General features: G+C 42.3%; 16 protein-coding genes. 10 read left to right on the top strand and 6 right to left on the bottom strand.

The genetic code is table 11. From position 1 onward, the window contains the following. Positions 1 to 2: 2 nt before the first annotated feature. From mnmG to ACEZ3G_RS06330, 4 genes are all read left to right on the top strand, one after another. The gene (gene mnmG / locus ACEZ3G_RS06345) at positions 3 to 1,871 is read left to right on the top strand and encodes a tRNA uridine-5-carboxymethylaminomethyl(34) synthesis enzyme MnmG (RefSeq protein ID WP_432424606.1); all 1,869 of its coding nucleotides are present in this window, start codon (positions 3 to 5) and stop codon (positions 1,869 to 1,871) included. 163 nt (positions 1,872 to 2,034) lie between these two features. Beyond that, positions 2,035 to 2,589 carry a hypothetical protein gene (locus ACEZ3G_RS06340; protein WP_432424605.1) on the top strand — a complete coding sequence of 185 codons (555 nt, stop codon included), beginning with the start codon at positions 2,035 to 2,037 and terminating at the stop codon, positions 2,587 to 2,589. Next, the gene (locus ACEZ3G_RS06335; RefSeq protein WP_432424604.1) at positions 2,567 to 3,397 is read left to right on the top strand and encodes a class I SAM-dependent methyltransferase; all 831 of its coding nucleotides are present in this window, start codon (positions 2,567 to 2,569) and stop codon (positions 3,395 to 3,397) included. The genes ACEZ3G_RS06340 and ACEZ3G_RS06335 overlap by 23 nt, the downstream gene beginning before the upstream one ends. A gap of 315 nt (positions 3,398 to 3,712) precedes the next feature. Then, entirely contained in the window at positions 3,713 to 4,219 is a 507-nt protein-coding gene (locus tag ACEZ3G_RS06330) for an OmpH family outer membrane protein (RefSeq protein WP_432424603.1), read from the top strand. 51 nt (positions 4,220 to 4,270) lie between these two features. Here ACEZ3G_RS06330 and ACEZ3G_RS06325 read toward each other — a convergent pair whose 3' ends face one another. Together ACEZ3G_RS06325 and ACEZ3G_RS06320 are read right to left on the bottom strand one after the other, a co-directional pair. Beyond that, on the bottom strand, positions 4,271 to 4,669 hold the full coding sequence (locus ACEZ3G_RS06325; protein WP_432424602.1) for a DoxX family protein: 399 nt from the start codon (positions 4,667 to 4,669) through the stop codon (positions 4,271 to 4,273). Between the two features lie 10 nt (positions 4,670 to 4,679). Then, the gene (locus ACEZ3G_RS06320) at positions 4,680 to 5,831 is read right to left on the bottom strand and encodes a DNA polymerase III subunit (RefSeq protein ID WP_432424601.1); all 1,152 of its coding nucleotides are present in this window, start codon (positions 5,829 to 5,831) and stop codon (positions 4,680 to 4,682) included. A gap of 307 nt (positions 5,832 to 6,138) precedes the next feature. Between ACEZ3G_RS06320 and ACEZ3G_RS06315 the strand changes: the two genes are divergently transcribed. From ACEZ3G_RS06315 to ACEZ3G_RS06305, 3 genes are all read left to right on the top strand, one after another. After that, positions 6,139 to 7,332, top strand: a complete 1,194-nt coding sequence (locus ACEZ3G_RS06315) for a phosphoglycerate kinase (RefSeq protein ID WP_432424600.1) — start codon at positions 6,139 to 6,141, stop codon at positions 7,330 to 7,332. Positions 7,333 to 7,448: 116 nt separating this feature from the next. Beyond that, positions 7,449 to 9,113: a lytic transglycosylase domain-containing protein gene (locus tag ACEZ3G_RS06310; RefSeq protein WP_432424599.1), complete on the top strand. Its 1,665-nt coding sequence runs from the start codon at positions 7,449 to 7,451 to the stop codon at positions 9,111 to 9,113. A gap of 11 nt (positions 9,114 to 9,124) precedes the next feature. Next, positions 9,125 to 10,129 (top strand): DUF4837 family protein, encoded by a 1,005-nt coding sequence (locus ACEZ3G_RS06305; protein ID WP_432424598.1) that lies wholly within the window; start codon positions 9,125 to 9,127, stop codon positions 10,127 to 10,129. 105 nt (positions 10,130 to 10,234) lie between these two features. Here ACEZ3G_RS06305 and ACEZ3G_RS06300 read toward each other — a convergent pair whose 3' ends face one another. From ACEZ3G_RS06300 to tatA, 4 genes are all read right to left on the bottom strand, one after another. Next, a complete protein-coding gene (locus ACEZ3G_RS06300; protein WP_432424597.1) occupies positions 10,235 to 10,405 on the bottom strand; it encodes a DUF6747 family protein in 171 nt (56 codons plus the stop codon). 263 nt (positions 10,406 to 10,668) lie between these two features. Next, positions 10,669 to 10,839 carry a DUF6747 family protein gene (locus ACEZ3G_RS06295; RefSeq protein ID WP_432424596.1) on the bottom strand — a complete coding sequence of 57 codons (171 nt, stop codon included), beginning with the start codon at positions 10,837 to 10,839 and terminating at the stop codon, positions 10,669 to 10,671. Positions 10,840 to 11,052: 213 nt separating this feature from the next. Further along, positions 11,053 to 13,590 (bottom strand): OmpA family protein, encoded by a 2,538-nt coding sequence (locus ACEZ3G_RS06290; protein ID WP_432424595.1) that lies wholly within the window; start codon positions 13,588 to 13,590, stop codon positions 11,053 to 11,055. Between the two features lie 693 nt (positions 13,591 to 14,283). Continuing rightward, positions 14,284 to 14,466: a twin-arginine translocase TatA/TatE family subunit gene (gene tatA / locus ACEZ3G_RS06285; RefSeq protein WP_432424594.1), complete on the bottom strand. Its 183-nt coding sequence runs from the start codon at positions 14,464 to 14,466 to the stop codon at positions 14,284 to 14,286. A 198-nt stretch (positions 14,467 to 14,664) separates the two neighbouring features. Between tatA and ACEZ3G_RS06280 the strand changes: the two genes are divergently transcribed. Genes ACEZ3G_RS06280 through ACEZ3G_RS06270 form a run of 3 tightly spaced genes read left to right on the top strand, consistent with a single transcriptional unit; the run spans position 14,665 to position 18,757 of the window. Continuing rightward, complete coding sequence (locus ACEZ3G_RS06280) at positions 14,665 to 15,534, top strand: M23 family metallopeptidase (protein ID WP_432424593.1); 870 nt, start codon at positions 14,665 to 14,667, stop codon at positions 15,532 to 15,534. A gap of 6 nt (positions 15,535 to 15,540) precedes the next feature. Continuing rightward, complete coding sequence (locus ACEZ3G_RS06275) at positions 15,541 to 17,040, top strand: GH3 auxin-responsive promoter family protein (protein ID WP_432424592.1); 1,500 nt, start codon at positions 15,541 to 15,543, stop codon at positions 17,038 to 17,040. Between the two features lie 31 nt (positions 17,041 to 17,071). Beyond that, positions 17,072 to 18,757, top strand: coding sequence for a DUF6909 family protein (locus ACEZ3G_RS06270; RefSeq protein ID WP_432424591.1), 1,686 nt, complete (start codon positions 17,072 to 17,074; stop codon positions 18,755 to 18,757). Positions 18,758 to 18,759 lie beyond the last annotated feature (2 nt).

Below are 18,759 nucleotides of genomic sequence, written 5' to 3'. Positions count from 1 at the left end.
TTATGTTTGCAGACGTATATGATGTTATAGTAGTTGGAGGAGGCCACGCGGGAGCTGAGGCCGCTGCCGCGGCTGCTAATATGGGGTCAAGGACTTTGTTGGTTACCATGAACTTGCAAACCATTGGACAGATGTCGTGCAACCCTGCGATGGGGGGTATCGCCAAGGGCCAGATTGTACGTGAAATTGATGCTCTTGGAGGATATAGTGGAATAATTACCGACAAGTCCGCTATTCAGTTCAAAATGTTGAACAAATCCAAAGGACCTGCGATGTGGAGTCCTAGGGCACAAAATGACCGGATGAGGTTTGCTGAGGAATGGCGCTTGGCGCTTGAACGGACGCCTAATTGCGATTTTTATCAAGAGATGGTCCAAGGAGTATTGATCGAGGGCGGAACCGTCGTAGGTGTCCGGACTTCTTTGGGAATTGATATAAAGGGACGGTCTGTTGTTTTGACCAATGGTACTTTTTTGAATGGGTTGATTCATATCGGTGACAAGCAGTTTGGTGGGGGAAGAGCAGGAGAAAGAGCCGCTACGGGTATTACGGAGCAGCTTTCCGATATAGGTTTTGAATGCGGACGAATGAAAACGGGCACGCCCCCAAGAGTGGATGGCCGTTCGCTCGATTATTCCAAGATGATCGTGCAGCCGGGTGATGATCGTCCCGAGAAGTTCTCATATCTCGAAACCCCGATTCTTACCGAACAACGGGATTGCTATATGAGCCACACCAGTGCTTTGGTACATGATCTCTTACGTGAGGGTTTTGACCGCTCCCCTATGTTCAATGGAAGAATCAAAAGTATCGGCCCTAGATATTGCCCTTCGATCGAGGATAAAATAAACCGTTTTGCAGACAAGGAAGCGCACCAACTTTTTGTCGAGCCCGAAGGTTGGCATACGGTAGAGGTCTATGTCAATGGTTTTTCCACATCGCTTCCCGAAGATGTTCAGTTCAGGGCATTAAAGTCTGTCAGAGGTTTTGAAAACGTAAAGTTTTTTAGACCGGGATATGCCATTGAGTATGACTATTTCCCGCCAACACAATTAAAGCACACGCTCGAGACCAAGTTAGTCGACAATCTTTATTTTGCAGGTCAGATCAATGGCACGACAGGTTATGAGGAAGCAGCTTCACAAGGACTTATGGCCGGAATAAATGCGCATCTAAAGTTGAAAGGAGAAGATCCTTTTGTATTGAAAAGGGATGAAGCCTACATTGGGGTTTTGATAGACGATTTGATAACGAAAGGTACCGAAGAGCCCTATCGAATGTTTACCTCTAGGGCGGAGTATCGGACGCTATTACGTCAAGATAACGCCGACATTAGGCTAACACCAAAAGGTTATCGCATTGGGCTGGCCACTGAAGAGCGGCTTCGACGAATGGAGGTTAAGAAAGAAAAATCGAAGGTGTTTGTTGATTTTTTTAAGGAGACCAGTGTTTTGCCCGATGATATAAATCCTATCCTGGAAAGTGTTGACTCTGCCTTGGTCAAACAGTCTGATAAAATGTTCAAGGTTTTTTCCAGGCCTGAGGTTACAATGGAGCATATGTTACAATTGCAGCCGGTTGCTACATTTGTCGCCGAGAACGATCTAGATTGGGAGGTATTGGAACAGACCGAAGTACAGGTAAAGTATTCGGGCTATATCGCAAAGGAAAAGCTTAATGCCGATAAACTTAATCGCCTTGAGAATGTCAAGATCCCAGAGGGTTTTGACTATTCAAAATTGAAATCCCTCTCATTCGAGGCCCGAGAAAAGCTAAAGACCATCCAACCGATTACTATTTCACAAGCTTCCCGAATAAGTGGCGTTTCGCCGGCGGACATAAGTGTATTGTTGGTCTATCTTGGGCGATGATTTTTGTATTGTTCCACGTGGAACAACAAAGCGCGGATACCGCCAAAGCACTTCCTGAACAAAATGAAACCTTGAATATCTAGTTGATGTTTTAGATTTGTTATTGAGCGGTTCTGAAGTGGCTTGGTTTTTGATGGTTCTTCGGAAACCAAACCCACAGCACATGCGAAGAATTTTACTAATTGTCAGTGTCTTTTTTTTATCATATTCCTGTATTCCTCTGAGGATTGCGCCTAAAATCGAAGACCACAAAATTACCCGTGGCAAGAAGTTCAAACGTAGCCTCTCAAAAAGACAGATGTTCATTTTTGAAGACCCTAAGGACGATGGCCACTTTTACGATTATATCAACATAAAGTTCAAATTAGATCACGATAACGTCTATGACGACATTCCATTCATGGTCGATGGCGAACAATATTTCTTTGCCTGGTACGAAGTGGAAATTCCCGATAAGACATTGGATCTTGCCTCAATTCTTATCAATGTGGGTATGAACGAATTGATGGGCGGAGACGGTGAAGACCCATTTCTTGATACCCCTGAAGTTGTTAGAAAAGGGAATTGGTATTTGGCGTTAGAAGTTTATAGTGACACCGAGAAAGATTGTTTGGCCGATAATTCACTTTCAAGGAATGTGGTTTTGGAGTATCTTCGTGCACTGAAAAAGGAGTACTTAGCCACCCACAACTACAATGAAGTCGTATTTAAGAACTAAAGATTATTCCGTTTCCCAAGAAGAATTTGAACTTTTATACGATCCAGAAATGGAAATGTTGGTGACGCGACCAATACCTGAAAATCTTGACGAATACTACCAAAGCGAGGACTATATTTCGCATACAGATTCAAGAAAGTCTTTGGTCGATAAGGTTTATCAAACGGTCAAGAAGTTCAGCTTCTATTCAAAACTGAGGTTGATAGACAAATTCGGCGGGGAAGAAAGAAGATTATTGGATATGGGTGCTGGTACCGGAGACTTTTTGTTGGCAGCGAAAAGTTCGGGTTGGAAGATTTCAGGAATCGAACCTAATCATGATGCGCGAATGCGCGCGCGCGAAAAAAGGGTGGAACTATTGTCTGAAATGGAGTTGCTGCGCAATCAACAATTTGATGTCATCACACTATGGCATGTTCTTGAGCATCTTCCTGATCTGGAGAACCAAATCTTGAAATTGTTAGAGGTCTTGGAACCAAATGGAACCTTGGTAATCGCAGTCCCCAATTTCAATTCATACGATGCAAAATACTATAAAGAGTTTTGGGCGGCATTCGATGTGCCTCGACACCTATGGCATTTTTCAAGAACTTCGATCGAAAAGCTATTCTTAAAACATGGGCTAAATGTAGTTCAGGTCAAACCCTTGATTTTTGATTCGTTCTATGTATCGTTACTTTCGGAAAAGTACAAGACCGGAAGACAGAATTTTGCCAAGGCCTTATGGATCGGACTACGATCAAATATTGCCGCATGGCGCTCAAAAGAATACTCTTCGCACATTTACATACTTCAAAGAGCCCAATAACGATTTTAAGGCGATTTCCCGAGCTTTTCTATCAATTGGCGACTATCGGCTATGTCCTGCCTTAAATTGTGCAATAAAAACCCTTTTGTGAGCCAAGCCATAATAGACAATATCTATTCCTAAGTAAAAAATAGTAAATAAATCTTATATTCAATGGTTCCTACTTCTAGGATATCTCAAAAATTATCAATTGAAGAAAAACATGCACAACTACAAAAAACAAAGTACCTCTAGAATTTCGAAAAACCTTTTACTACTTTTGCGCAACTTAAAACAGAGCAGGAATCCGATTCCATAGAACAAAAATTATACGAGATGAAAAATTTAATCTGGATTGCGACAATAGTGCTGTTGACTTCTTGTGAGCAACAAAAAATAGGTTTTGTCGATAATGTCAAATTGATGGATGAATATCAAGAAAAAATAGATGTCGAGACAAAATTTAAGGCGAAGGCCGATGCACTGACGAAAAAAAGGGATAGTATCTCACAAGCTTTTCAGATCGAAGCCCAGGCGTTTCAAGCAAAGGCCCAAAGCATGTCGCAGAAAAAGGCTCAAGAAGAATACGGCCTGATACAACAAAAAGGGCAGTTCATCGGGCAGCAACTTCAGCAAGAAGACCAACAGTTGCAGGCATCGGGGCAGACCGAAATGGACAGTATAGTCAGCAAGGTAAAAAAGGAAATCAGGGCCTACGGCAAGGCCAATGGCTATACCTATATATTGGGAGGTGGTGACGGAGGCAGTGTGCTATATGGTACAGAAGTGCTCGATCTTACCGATGAAATCGTGAAGATATTGAACGACAAATACAAAAAATAGAACCAACTTTTCATTAGTATAAGAAGGCCATAACATTTGTTATGGCCTTTTTTAATGCTGAAGCAAAAAGACCAAAAAAATAGCAGGAATAAGATAAATAACAATCGTTTTGGCCCCTTCATAGTCTTTGGCCATTCGTTGGCCGAACAATAACATTAATAGCGACACACACGAGAGAATTGCGCCATAAAACGCCATGTGGCCATTCGTTGCGAACATAATTTGAACGAGGCCGATCAGGCAAAATAGACCGGCGAGAACCTCACAAACAAGAACTATGGCCAACATTCCAGTAACCAGACCATGCAAGGGAGACTTTGAAAAATGCGCTTTGAGCCATGAGAGGTTGCCTTTCCAGTCCAATACTTTGTCCAGTCCACTTTGCAAAAAAGTGATGATCAAGAACAGTAACAGTAAGATTTCCGTTGCATTTTCCAAAACAGTTTTCATAGGTATTGGTTTAAGCCGCTTTTTTGTGAAGCAGCCTGGTTAACTTGATCGATAGGTCGGTCAAGACGAGTTTAGAATTTCCGTTTCGTTCGATGTGGTACATGGCATCTTCCAGTTCTGAGGTTATTTCAAGAATATTGTTTTCATGTACAAATGAAGCGAACTTCTCGAGATGAAACCCATCGGCACGAATTTTCATGTAGGCCAAACCTTTCGCATTGAAATTAATGAGCATCGCCTGGCGCATGACCATGAGGCAATATTGTAAAAACTTTTTTTGGGTTTCCCTTCCCGTTTTGGCCACCTCTTCACTCCATAAAATAAGATCATGTATTGCGGATCGATTCCCCTTTGCCTTAAAGGCGCTGCGTACCCATTGTACGAACCATTTTTCGAAGATCAGGTCCTCCGAGTCATTGTTCATAAGGTCCAAGGCCTTGTTGAAATTTCCATTGGCTTCGAATGCTATGCGCATGGCTTCGTCCCTTGTACATCCTCTTTCAATTAGCGCGTTCGTGATGGCATCTTCGGCCAAAGGCGGAAAATGCAGGATTTGACAGCGCGAACGTATGGTCTGTATGATCTGCTCCTCTTCTTCCGCAAGCAGTAGAAATATTGTTTTATCGGGCGGTTCCTCGATTAATTTTAAAAGCTTGTTGGCAGCGGAGGTGTTCATCCTTTCGGCCATCCAAATAAGCATTACTTTGAATCCCCCTTCATAAGACTTCAGTGCAAGCTTCCTGACAATATCCTGAGCTTCGTCAACACCGATTTGTCCCTGCTTTTTTTCAATTCCGATCAATCGGTACCAATCGAAAAGATTTCCATAGGGCTGTTCTTTTACGAATTGACGCCATTCCTCCATATAATGATCGCTAACCGCATGGCTTTTTACCTTATCGGAATTGGCGACCGGAAAAGCAAAATGAAGGTCGGGATGCGCCAGTGAATCAAACTTTAGATTACAGCTTGTGTCGCCCGCTTCGTTCTCAGAATTTGTATTGCCACAGACTACATATTGTGCATAGGCCAAGGCCATCGGCAAGATTCCTGAACCTTCTGGGCCGACGAAAAGTTGGGCATGCGGAATTCGCCCCGCATCGGCACTCGTGGCCAGATGGTTCTTAATGTGGGCCAAGCCCAAAATATCTTTGAAGCGCATTGTTCAAATATAGTTTATTCCGACTTAAAATGGGTGACGGTATTGCTATCGCACAGACATTCAAAAAAACAAATACGGCACCGACCAAACAGTCTGCAAAAAAGATGGATTGCCATTTTTCTCACATATACAGGGGGTTGCGGTGTTTTTCCAAAGAAGATAAAAAATGATTTTTTTGGCAGAACAAAAACAAGAACCGACCAATCGGTCGGCAAATTCAGCAAAACGTATTGCCAATTATTGACCGCTCCGTTTTATATGCACGGTAGAAATATCTACATTTGAAATTCTTTAAAAACGAACCTGAATGAAAACGATAGACCAGTTTAATTTTGAAAATAAAAAAGCGTTGATCCGAGTTGATTTCAACGTACCCTTGGATGCCGATTTTAACGTTACGGACACCAATAGGATCGAGGCGGCAAAACCGACCATTATCAAAGTATTGGAAGATGGGGGAAGTGCTGTTTTGATGAGCCATTTGGGAAGGCCGAAGGGACAAAGAAACCCGGATATGTCATTGAAACACATCTGTTCAAAGGTATCTGAGATCATTGGGGTCCAGGTCAGGTTTGTCGAAGATTGTGTCGGTGAAGCGGCCGAAAAGGCGGTGGCCGATCTGCGACCCGGCGATGTCTTGTTGTTGGAAAATCTTCGTTTTCATGCTGAAGAGGAAAAAGGAGATGAAGGTTTTGCGCAACAGCTTTCGAAATTGGGCGACATTTATGTGAACGATGCTTTTGGCACGGCCCACCGGGCCCACGCATCCACAACGATCGTGGCCCAATTCTTTTCCGATAAAAAATGTTTTGGATATCTATTGGCCAAAGAAATCGATGCGATTGAAAAGGTAATGCGCACAGGTGAAAAACCGGTGCTCGCCATATTGGGGGGCGCCAAGGTTTCATCGAAGATTACCATCATAGAAAATATCTTGGACAAGGTCGATCACTTGATCATCGGCGGAGGTATGACCTATACCTTCGTTAAGGCCCAAGGTGGGCAAGTGGGCGATTCAATTTGCGAGGATGATAAAATGGACCTGGCCCTTGATATTTTGAAACAGGCAAAGGCGAAAGGTGTAGAAGTGCATATTCCCGTTGACGTCGTGGCGGCAAATGCCTTTTCGAACGAAGCCGAAACAAAGATCGTCGATGTGGCTGAAATTCCTGATGGGTGGCAAGGATTGGATGCCGGGCCAAAAACTTTGGAGAATTTCAAGACTGTTATCCTAAATTCCAAAACCATTTTATGGAACGGCCCTGTCGGTGTCTTTGAAATGGAGAGTTTTGCCAAGGGCACTATCGCTATTGGAAACTTTATTGAAGAAGCCACTAAAAATGGAGCTTTTTCTTTGGTAGGCGGAGGCGATTCGGTTGCCGCGGTCAAGCAATTCGGCTTTGACGACAAAGTAAGTTATGTGTCGACGGGTGGTGGCGCCATGCTCGAAAGCTTGGAAGGTAAAACGCTGCCGGGAATTGCCGCAATATTGCCAGAATAAGGGCGTTATCGATAAAAAGGGGTAAACGGTTTTTTTGGCGTTTAACACGTCAAAGTTTTATCCTTTCCAAAAAAAAGACGATTTTAGATGTTCCCGTTTTAACTCAAAACGCAACGATGATCAAGAAAACCGGTATTCTTTCTTTTTCTGTTCTTTTCTCTATCTCTAGCTTGTTATCGGCCCAGGAGAGCGATTCTATTCCTGTCAGGGTAAACGACACCCTTGTCGAGACATTGGCCGATACTACCGAAATGGACATGAAAGGGCTGGAGCAAATGGAGCTCATGGACTCGGAGATGGGTTTAAAGGATAATCCTTTAGTTTTTACCAAAAAAGACGAAAAGGCAAAATACAATTTGAAAGATAATCCGCTTGCGGCCAAATATGATAGCTTGTGGATGAAAGAGCTATATGACAGCGCGGCCCTTTTCGATGAGATGTATGAAGAAGTCGCTACACTTGACGTAACCAAGGAGCCCGATGCTGATGAAGTATACGTTTACGACCTGCCAACGGACACTTTGAAGGCCAGGTTGGCGAAACTGAATGAAAAAACGCCTTTTAATATTGCCTACAATCCGTCGCTTGAGAACGTTATTAAATCGTTTCTGACCAGAAAAAGAGGCCTTATGGAGCGCATGTTGACGGTTAGCCAATTCTATTTTCCGCTGTTTGAGGAACAATTGGACAACCATGACATTCCTTTAGAAATGAAATACCTTTCTATCGTCGAATCGGCCTTGAACCCAAAGGCAAGATCTCGGGTCGGGGCAACCGGTCTTTGGCAGTTCATGTACGGTACGGGCAAGATGTACGACCTTGATGTGAGCAGTTATGTAGACGAGCGGAGCGACCCTATTAAATCAACGGAGGCCGCTTGTAAATATTTGGCCAAGTTGTATGACATTTTTGATGATTGGGATCTGGCCCTAGCGGCGTATAATTCAGGCCCCGGTAATGTCAACAAGGCCATTCGTAGGTCAGGCGGTTACAAGAACTATTGGAACATTCGCCGAAACCTTCCCCGTGAGACTGCCGGATATGTCCCTGCTTTTTTAGCTACCATGTACCTTTTCGAATATGCCAAGGAGCATGACCTAAAGGGGGAAAAGGTAGAAAGACCCTATTTCGAGACCGACACCGTACAGGTAAAAAGTTTGATAACTTTTGAGCAGATATCGAAGCTTGTCGGAATCAGTGTGGAAGAACTTGAGATTTTGAATCCCTCATATAAGCTGAAAGTAATTCCATATATCGAAGGAAAAGAGTATGCCCTGAGATTGCCAAAAGAAGCCATGGGCAAATTTGTGGCCAATGAAGTACAGATATACGCCTTTGTCAAAAAAGAATTGGAAAGCAAGGAAAGTCCGTTGCCACAATTGATCAAACAAGCGGAGGCAGATCGAATACGGTATCGCGTGAGAAGTGGCGATTATTTGGGCAAGATTGCCGAGAGATATGGTGTTGGTGTCAGTCAAATAAAACAGTGGAACGGCTTGCGAAGCAACAACTTGAGAATAGGACAACGACTTACCATTTATCCCAGAAACAGAGGTGTTGCCGTAGCTTCCTCGGCCAAGAAGAGTACCCCTTCGAGTGCGAAAAGCCAGAATTTTCCACCCGGCACGAAGACCCATACTGTTCAAAGCGGCGACTCACTTTGGACGATTTCTAGAAAATATCCGGGAATTACTGTTGAAAAATTACGAGAATGGAACGGTATTAGTGGTAGTAAACTACAACCGGGCACAAAACTAAAATTGTGCGACTGTTCATCGTAAACAGAAAACATATGAAACCGAGACACTCAAAAACACTTTTAGCGGTATTATTATTGGCCATAATCGTATTTGTGGCCTGTAAGGAGGACAAAACAAACTACAAGCCGACCTCCATAGGTGCCATCAACTCTTTGGCCGTGGTCATTGACAATGAGCTTTGGAAAGGAAAGGTAGGTGATAAGATAAGGGAGCACTTTGCCTCAAACGTTGTCGGCCTCACCTGGGACGAACCATTGTTTTCCATTGAACAAATGCCCACGCAGGTCTTTTCGGGATCCATCAGAAACAGAAGGAATATACTTTATGTTCAGAAAGATTCGGTCAATGTGGCCCATGTTAAGACCGATATGTACGCAATTCCCCAGAAAGTTGGGGTCGTCAAGGGTGTAACTGACGAAGAACTAATACAAAACTTGGAAGAGCAAGCCGATAAATTCATTACAGCCTACAAAAACATCGAACTAGAGGTCTCTCAACGGAATTTTTTAAAGTCTCTGAACAACGAGACAGTGTTGCAAGACAAATTCGGAATAGCCTTGAATTTACCTTCTATTTACAGAATAGACGTGCGAAAAGACAATTTCGTCTGGATTGAACGACAGATTCAAAAAGGCACGGCAAGCCTAATTGCCTATGAGATGCCGGGAGATTATTTTAAAAACGACTCGACTCTAATAAGGGATATAATTCGTATGCGTGATTCAATTGGGGAAAAGTATATTCCAGGAGCCGATGTGCCGGGAAAAGTGACCCATATGCGAACAGAACCGGCCTTTGCACCTTCTGTTTTTCCGGCTGAAATAGCGGGAAGGGAGGCCATTGAGGTCAGAGGTATCTGGGATATAAAGAACTATCCGATGGCGGGTCCCTTTTTGACCTATATCATCAAGGATGCCGAAAATGACAGAACAATGGTACTCGAAGGATTTGTATTTGCCCCGGCCACGAATAAACGTGACGATATATTTCAGCTTGAGGCTATTATGAAAACCGTTAGATTTTTGCCCAAGGATTAAATTTCGGCAGGATTCTAGAAATCGGTTCGAGCATAAAAAAAAGGCTCCTTGCAATCAATGGCAGGGAGCCCTTTTTTGTGGCTGGAAGTGTAAATGTTCTTTGGCCTAATCGAAGGGAAATCCAGTGGAAACCCTAAAGATAAAAGCATAAAGAACCACAAAGAACATTATAAAAGCAAACCAGGCAAATATCTTGAAGTACCTTCTAACGATAAGGCTGCCCAAATTTCTAAAACCTTCCAAATAGATTTCTTTTAGTAGTAGAAGTTTATTCATATGAACGTATTTGAAGATTATTATAGAACAAAGATGAAGACTTGTTAGGTCGTAGCGCAATTAATTGGTCGAAACGACAATAAACCCGGTTCATCTTATAGCCTTATTTTATAGAATCCATTAAAGGTCAAAAACGTCGACAAAAAAACCCGGGCAACTCTTTAGGCCCAATAAAAAACAGGGAAACGGGAAAGTATTGAAAAAACCACAAAAAACGCCCGGAATATATTCCGGGCGTTACAGGTTAGGTTGGTATTTATTTCTTAATCAAAGGCGAAGCCTGTCGCTAGTCTAAAAATGAAGGCATAAAGCACAATTAGAAAGGCAGCAAAGCAGAACCATGAGAAAGCTTTGAAATACGATTTGATAAGATAGTGGCCTAAGTTTCTGAAGGCTTCCAAGTAGATTTCTTTAATGAGTAGGGCTGTTTTCATGATTTGGGATTTTAGTTCAACACTTTAATATATAACGTTACAACACTCGATACTGTATTTCTTAGGGTTGCTTTGTTGCGTAAGGAGCTACCAGTGTTGTGATCAGTTGATTTTTATAGCTATTTTTTGCATTTGTAGGAAGAATAATAGTCAAAATAAAAGCCGCCGTTTGAAAACAAACGGCGGCTTTTTTAATGCCAATTGGTCTTTGGGTTACATATTCACGATTATGAATTCCGATCTACGGTTTAGGTAGTGTTTTTGTTCGGTACAGGCCACGCTGCCATCACATTCGTTCAGCAGGCGTTCTTCGCCGTACCCAATCGCACTTTCGATTCGTTCGGGCGAAATGCCTTGATTGATTATATAATCTCTTGTAGATTTTGCACGGCTATCCGATAAATATTTGTTATATGCCCTTTTACCGCGCGAATCGGTATGCGATTCGATTTTGATGACCATGTTTGGATACGCTTTCATTACCTCGACCAATTTGTCGAGCTCCTCAGCCGCATCGCGCCTAATATTGTACTTGTCAAAGTCAAAATGTATCATTTCTGTTTTAAGCTTCTTGATACCATCTTCAATGGCGATCATTTCTTTTAGTCGCCTCATTGAAACCTCGACATGCGTCGTATCGTTTTCGGTGGTGGTTATTTCTCGCACATCTTCGAAAAACTCGTCTTTCACGGTTTTTAAGGTATATTTCGTGTTGTCATCGAGATCCTCGAAAATGAACTGACCTTCATCGTCGGTGAGCACTTCTTTCAATTTTATATTGTTTTCGTCCAATAACTGAACAAGTGTTTTTGGCATCAGATCACCCGTAATAAGTTCGGTAACTACTCCGGCGATGGCATTTTGGTTTGTTGGTATTTCTTCGACCACCAATTTTTTGAATGAATAAATGTCATCATCACCCTTTCCACCAGTTCTGTTGGAGGCAAAAAAGCCTTTTTGAGTCTTTTCATCAACGATATATGAAAAGTCGTCTCGATTGCTGTTCACGGGCTTTCCTACATTTAGCACTTCTTGAAAGCCCTCTTCATCATTATAGGCTACCTCGAAAACATCAAGACCTCCTAAACCGGTATGTCCATTTGACGAAAAATAGAGTTTTTCGGAATTGATAAACGGGAACATCTCTTTCTTTTCGGTATTGATTTCCGGACCTAGGTTTCTAGGTTCGGAATAGGAGTTGTTTTCGAACACGTCAACAACGAATATATCGGTTTCACCAATGCTTCCGGGCATATCGGAAACAAAATATAATTGTTTGCCATCAGGACTTAATGCCGGGTGGCCCGTTGAATAATCATCACTGTTGAAAGGCAGTTCTTCGGCTTCCGTCCATTCCCCATCTACTTTTCTAGATCGATATATTTTAAGATGGTTTACACCATTTTTGTCCCTTTTGAGTTTTTTACCGTAGTTATTCCTTGTAAAGTATATCGTTTTCTTATCGGGAGAAAACGTGACCGACGCCTCGTGGTATTTTGTATTTATCTTCTTTGAGAACTTCAGGGCATCTTTGAGGTCTTGTGACTCTTCATTGATCTTGGCCACATATAGATCTAAGTAAGGTTGATCGTTCCATTTATACCGTCTGGTATTTAAAAATGAAGAATCTCTGGCCGAAGCGAAAACCACTTGGGTTGAATCCAAGAACATGGGCGAAAAGTCTGAATATTCGGTGTTGATTGCCATGTTTTTGATATCGAAGTTTTTCTCGGTATTCAAGATATTGTCCAAAACAACTTCTGTTGAAGTTGGATTATTGTCGATATCATCATTGATCGTTGATTCACCTGCTTTCATTTTGCGGTCGTAAAGTCGCATCAGGCGCTTTGCCCTGGCATATTTGCCAGTACCCTTTAAAGAATGGGCATATTTGAACACGTTATCGGCCGACATTTGCTTACCGTATCTGTCGTAAAGCATATCGTACCAATGATAGGCCTTCTCCATATTGGTGTTGAAGTAATGTGAGTCACCGGCCTTTTGAATGATTTCGTAAGAATAGTTGCTCTCACCTTTTTTTAAGGCCTGTTCGTATAGTTCGGCGGCCTCGGCATACCACATTTTATCAAAATAATAATCGGCTTTTTGAATCAATTTGCTCTTGTTCCGTTTTTCGTCCAACGTATTTTGCGTGATCGGTTCTTCTTTTTGCCCATCGATCATTTCGTAAGTAACCTCTTCAAGTGACGGGCCGTTGTTGGTGATGACTTCATTAGCTTGTGAATCATCGAATAGCGCAATTGGTGTTTCATGTTCTTGATCGACATTGCCCAAAATCAAAATCCAGGCATCCTCTTCGTACCGGCCATCGAATTTTGAAGCACATGAATCGATGGCAGCCCTCCAACCTGAACTATGCTGAATGTAGACGTAGTTCAAATTATTTTCGGGATTCTTGAACGAACCCGAATCAAATCCTCTTTTCTTTAATTTGTTCAAGGTCCTATTAAGTTTGCGACCACCTTTGCTATATACGCCTACGATTACGTAATAACCGTCTTCGGCACCATCGATACTACTAAAAGTGCGAGTAGGAATATTATAGTCTGCAGCTACTTCTTCGAAGGTCTTGTCCCTTTCTTTAAAAACTGTCGATTGGCGGTCTGCTTCAGCCCTATACGGGCCGTCGACCGTATTATCGCTCACGAAGGCAGTACTATCTTCTTGCGCTTTAAGGATAAATAGGGCCCCTAACAGCAATAAGGTATAGGTTGTGATGCGTTTTTTCATGGTTAGCTTATTATTGGGATTTCGGGAAGTTTTATTTTCCCATGAATAGTTGTCCATTCATAAGTAGTGAGAATCCCGGGCAATTCAGAATTAAGAATACTTTGCTGGTTTATATTGTAATCTGAGCGGCAATCGATATTCTGTCCTTGTGGCGCTCCCTGATTGTATCGCGTCTTGATCGAGATGTCGCATTTATAGCTAACGCCTAAATTTAGGCTTTCGTATACCAAACCAGCATGTCTGTTTGCTAAGGCAAGGGACTGATACGGCCATTGTCGAGAAGTGGAGAATTCCATGTTTTCCATCCTCGATATCATTTTTTTATCATTCTCCATAATTGATATTGACGCATCGGCGCTTATGCCTACATCTTCAGAATTATGTTTTGGCAATTCAATGAATTTTCAATTTTAATCAGACCAAAGGATAGAGATCATTGAATTGGACCTTAGGTTATTGATTTTCAAATTTAGGATTTGGGCTTTGAGAAGATAAATTTTTGTTGTGAATGCCCTGATTTATGATACGAAGCCTAAGGACTGTGTTATTTCTTACATCTATTAAGTCATAAATGGAAAGCGAAAACCATGCCTTAAGGGTGTTCTGAAGTTGATATTTTCAGAAATAGTTTTCGAAAAAAAAGCCTTTGGATACTACCAAAGGCTTTATAAAATAAGCTATAAATAAACTCGTCTATTCCTTTTTATCCTCTATTTTATCATCCTCTTTTGAGGCATCCTTGAATTCCTTGATTCCGCTTCCAAGTCCTCGCATAAGTTCCGGGATTTTTTTCCCTCCGAACAAAAGCAGAACGATTACGACCACAACGGCAATTTGCCAAGGCCCGATTGCTAGAAATGTATTTAAAATTGCCATAGTTTAAATTTTAATGGATAACAAATGTACTAAAAAAGTTCATAGGAGCCCGTAAATAATAACTGCGAGAGGTTATTTTAACTTCATGGTCAATAGTTGATCGGATTACTGCCGATCGAAAGGTCGAATAGGTTAAGGGGATTATAAAATTTAACTGAACCGCATCATAATTCAACGGCATCCTTATCTTTGCCTATTATGGCCAAGAAGGTTAAAAAAAGAAAGGAAATCAAAAGGAAACTCTTGCACAAGTACCGCTTGGTGATACTTAACGAGAGTACTTTTGAAGAAAAAATATCCTTTAAGCTAAGCCGTTTGAACGTCTTTGTGACCGGCTCCCTTTTTATAATTGGCCTAATAGGGTTGACGACTCTGCTTATTGCCTTTACCCCGCTTAGAGAGTACATACCTGGCTATTCTTCGACCGAATTGAAACGACAGGCCACCGAGCTTACCTATAAGACCGATTCTTTGGTGCGTTCCTTAGATTATACCAATCGTTATCTTGATAATATCCGAATGGTGTTAAGAGGCGAGGTCGAGAATACCGTAGTAAACCGCGACTCGCTTTTCGAGCAGTATAAGTTGGATCCTTCCACTGTGGATTTGACTCCGATCAAAGAAGATTCCCTATTAAGGGCAGAGGTAGCCCTTGAAGACAAATACAATCTTTTCGAAAGGAATTCCGAAAAGATCGGTATCGTTTTCTTTCCACCGATAACGGGAATGGTTACCCAGCAATATGACTCGGACTCGAAACATTATGCGGTTGACGTGGTCGCTCCAAAGAACGCTCCCGTAAAGGCGGTTGCCAATGGCGTGGTGATTTTTTCCGAATGGACCGCAGATACGGGCTATGTGCTGATCATCGAACATAAGGAAGGGTTTCTTAGCGCCTATAAACACAATGGTTCTCTGAACAAAAAACAGGGAGATCTGGTAAAGGCGGGTGAGGTAATCGCTTCTGTCGGAAACACTGGCGAGTTAACAACAGGCCCTCATCTACATTTCGAACTTTGGGATAACGGAACACCGGTCAACCCACTCGACTTTATTGATTTTAAATAAGTCTTTATGTCGCTAAAGTCATTCGCCGCCAAGATTTTTGCCAAGAATATTGCAAAGAAAACCAAGAAATGGGCCAAAGACCCGATCAACACGCAACAGAGAGTTTTCAACCGATTGATCGAAAAGGCGTCAAATACAGAGTTTGGCAAAGACCACGACTTTTCAAAAATAAGTTCGCACCATGACTTTATTGAAAATGTTCCGGTTCGCGATTACGAAGACTTAAAGCCCTATATCGAAAAAGTGATAGAGGGTCGAGAGAATATACTTTGGCCGGGCAAACCGCTATATTTTGCCAAGACTTCAGGAACAACATCAGGGGCAAAATACATTCCGATCACCAATGAGTCCATTAGATGCCAGGTAGAGGCCTCGCGAAATGCCATTCTGAATTACATTCATGAAACCGGTAGTGCCAGTTTTGTCGATGGAAAGATGATCTTTCTACAGGGAAGCCCTGAAATGCAAGAGAAAAATGGGATAAAATTGGGGAGGCTATCGGGTATATCGGCCCATTATGTGCCCAATTACCTTCAGAAAAACCGTTTGCCCAGCTGGCGGACCAACTGTATCGATGATTGGGAAACAAAGGTCGATACGATTGTCGAGGAGACTTTAAACGAGAATATGACGGTTATCGCCGGCATTCCTTCTTGGGTTCAAATGTACTTTGAAAAGCTAGGGGCAAAAAGTGGCAAGAAAATCGGCGAGCTCTTCAAGAATTTCCAATTGTTCATTTATGGGGGCGTGAACTATGAGCCGTATCGTGAGAAATTCGAACGCTTGATCGGCAGAAAGGTGGATAGCATTGAACTTTTTCCGGCCAGTGAAGGGTTTTTTGCTTATCAGTATTCCCAGAAGGAAAAGGGCATGTTACTTCTTTTGGATGCCGGAATATTTTACGAGTTCATCAAGGCCGATGATTTTTTTGGGGAAAATGCCAGACGGTTGACCCTATCGAATGTTGAAATGCACACGAACTACGTAATGATTATCTCTACCAATGCAGGACTGTGGGCCTATAACCTAGGAGATACCGTTCAGTTTATTTCTATAAACCCTTATAAAATAATTGTTTCGGGGCGTATCAAACATTTTATCTCGGCCTTTGGCGAACATGTCATAGCCAAGGAGGTGGAAACGGCAATGCAGGAGGCTATTGCCAAAAGCGATGCCAAAGTCAATGAGTTTACCGTTGCGCCACAGATTACCCCTGCTTCGCCCGAGCTTCCATATCATGAATGGCTTGTAGAGTTCGAAAAAATGCCAACCGATTTGGCCAAGTTCATCAAAATACTTGATGAATCACTGCAAAGACAGAACAGTTATTATTTTGACCTTATCGAAGGTAAGATATTACAGACCCTAAAAGTAACGCCGATCAGGGAAGGAGGGTTCACCGATTACATGAAATCGGTCGGAAAACTTGGGGGTCAAAATAAAGTGCAACGACTGGCGAACGACCGAAGCGTGGCCGATGTGCTTTCAAACTTTAAGAATCAATAATTTTAATTGTAATTTTGCTTTTAAAGCACCTATGGGCAAGGCAACGACTACCACACGAGCTCAAGAATCCACAAATGCCATAGAACGGCTCTATATTACCATGCGCCATCTTTTCAATCGCGGGTTTTATAAGCCGACCGGTGTTTCAGGAGAATCGATTAAGAATGCATTACTTCTCTTAAGCCCGGAAATTTACGGGTCTATTGCCGAAGAAAAGGCCGAAATCAATGGATTGATATATGTATTGGAGCGTCTACCCGAAGGCATTGAACAGTGTCGTTATATCAATTTGACCTCCGATGAAGGCTACGGCAAATCACATTTTAAGCCGATAATCCCGCCGAAGCGCCGAAGAAACTGTTATCGTATTGACGAAGAACAGATGAATGTTGAAATAACCAGGGGCCGCTCAGATATTTATGACATTCTTACGCATTTGACCTTTCTTTTTGTCGAGTCGCAAAAAATATGCAAAAAGGTATTGATCGAGGATACCGACAAGACAATACGTGATTGGCATAAATTGGAGATGGCCATCAAAAAAAGCAAACTGTCACAGGCCGAAAAGGAAGTGGCCCTGATACATACCGCTAATATTTTGGGACGCTCATTTGAAGAAACCATGGAGGTTTACCAAAAATTTGCAAGTAAGGAAAATCCCGAGCGTTTTCTCAAAGTTATTTATTGGCTGGGTAAATTGGCCATTGAGGAAGAAGTGACCGGCGAAAAGAGGGTGATTACCTTTAGTGCGGTACTAAGAGAGCGATTGGGGCACCACATACACGGTGAGCGCTGGGCCAACACCATCAAAGAGGTTTTGGCCAAACACGGCTTGCTAAAAAAGCCGATCCATATAATCAGCGCGAACATGCATAGCGTAATGAACTCACTTTTTGCAAGAAACGCGCTTAAAAAAGAGTTTCCCAAAAATGACATTTTAGAGATCTATGAGGCCTTGAGCTCTTCTTCAAATGCAGATTTGCGCAACAAAGTAATCGCGGTTGCTACAAAGAACGGCATGATATCGATAGATGACGTTTCTGGCACAAACATCGACGTGCAGATTTTCGACATAGCAAAAATCGGTAGTAAGGCCTGTTGTTATGAACTTTCGGAAGATATCCCAGATGATGAAAAACCTGTTATCTTTGTGATGGATTATGCCTTTGGGGAACAGGCATACGAAACCATCGATGAATTGTTGAAGCCCTATAAGGTCAGGAAAAAGAAAGATGTCTTTTTGAATATTGCCTCGATATCTATAATGGGCAAGGCAGGCATTTTAGAAGGTGGAAAAGGAGATTTGATGATTCCCTCCGCACATATTTTTGAAGGCACGGCAGATAACTATCCTTTTAAAAATGAACTATGTGCTGCCGATTTTGAGGGCCACGGGCTGAAGGTTTACGAAGGGGCCATGGTTACGGTGCTCGGAACCTCATTACAGAATAAGGATATTTTGAAGTTTTTTAATCAATCGACATGGAACGTCATCGGACTTGAAATGGAAGGGGTACATTATCAAAAGGCGATACAATCGGCTTCCAAGATAAGAAAAAGCATTCGAGAAGACGTCAAGGTTCGTTATGCCTATTACGCCTCTGACAACCCCTTGGAAACTGGCAGTACCCTCGCTTCGGGAGGCTTGGGAACGACGGGCGTAAAACCGACATATTTGATAACCGACAAAATACTCGACCAAATTTTCAACACTTAGCT

Origin of the sequence: Meishania litoralis (assembly GCF_042611095.1) — a bacterium.
In the GTDB taxonomy this organism is placed as follows: Bacteria; Bacteroidota; Bacteroidia; order Flavobacteriales; family Flavobacteriaceae; genus Meishania; species Meishania litoralis.
This window is presented reverse-complemented; position numbering and strand designations above follow the sequence as displayed.

What these genes read in the sequence shown, in the direction of transcription:
- tatA (WP_432424594.1), bottom strand. Translation starts at nt 14,466, where the DNA reads ATGGCAATTTTAAATACATTTCTAGCAATCGGGCCTTGGCAAATTGCC.
- ACEZ3G_RS06280 (WP_432424593.1), top strand. Translation starts at nt 14,665, where the DNA reads ATGGCCAAGAAGGTTAAAAAAAGAAAGGAAATCAAAAGGAAACTCTTG.
- ACEZ3G_RS06310 (WP_432424599.1), top strand. Translation starts at nt 7,449, where the DNA reads ATGATCAAGAAAACCGGTATTCTTTCTTTTTCTGTTCTTTTCTCTATC.
- ACEZ3G_RS06335 (WP_432424604.1), top strand. Translation starts at nt 2,567, where the DNA reads ATGAAGTCGTATTTAAGAACTAAAGATTATTCCGTTTCCCAAGAAGAA.
- ACEZ3G_RS06290 (WP_432424595.1), bottom strand. Translation starts at nt 13,590, where the DNA reads ATGAAAAAACGCATCACAACCTATACCTTATTGCTGTTAGGGGCCCTA.
- ACEZ3G_RS06315 (WP_432424600.1), top strand. Translation starts at nt 6,139, where the DNA reads ATGAAAACGATAGACCAGTTTAATTTTGAAAATAAAAAAGCGTTGATC.
- ACEZ3G_RS06270 (WP_432424591.1), top strand. Translation starts at nt 17,072, where the DNA reads ATGGGCAAGGCAACGACTACCACACGAGCTCAAGAATCCACAAATGCC.
- mnmG (WP_432424606.1), top strand. Translation starts at nt 3, where the DNA reads ATGTTTGCAGACGTATATGATGTTATAGTAGTTGGAGGAGGCCACGCG.
- ACEZ3G_RS06320 (WP_432424601.1), bottom strand. Translation starts at nt 5,831, where the DNA reads ATGCGCTTCAAAGATATTTTGGGCTTGGCCCACATTAAGAACCATCTG.
- ACEZ3G_RS06325 (WP_432424602.1), bottom strand. Translation starts at nt 4,669, where the DNA reads ATGAAAACTGTTTTGGAAAATGCAACGGAAATCTTACTGTTACTGTTC.
- ACEZ3G_RS06295 (WP_432424596.1), bottom strand. Translation starts at nt 10,839, where the DNA reads ATGAAAACAGCCCTACTCATTAAAGAAATCTACTTGGAAGCCTTCAGA.
- ACEZ3G_RS06275 (WP_432424592.1), top strand. Translation starts at nt 15,541, where the DNA reads ATGTCGCTAAAGTCATTCGCCGCCAAGATTTTTGCCAAGAATATTGCA.
- ACEZ3G_RS06330 (WP_432424603.1), top strand. Translation starts at nt 3,713, where the DNA reads ATGAAAAATTTAATCTGGATTGCGACAATAGTGCTGTTGACTTCTTGT.
- ACEZ3G_RS06300 (WP_432424597.1), bottom strand. Translation starts at nt 10,405, where the DNA reads ATGAATAAACTTCTACTACTAAAAGAAATCTATTTGGAAGGTTTTAGA.
- ACEZ3G_RS06340 (WP_432424605.1), top strand. Translation starts at nt 2,035, where the DNA reads ATGCGAAGAATTTTACTAATTGTCAGTGTCTTTTTTTTATCATATTCC.
- ACEZ3G_RS06305 (WP_432424598.1), top strand. Translation starts at nt 9,125, where the DNA reads ATGAAACCGAGACACTCAAAAACACTTTTAGCGGTATTATTATTGGCC.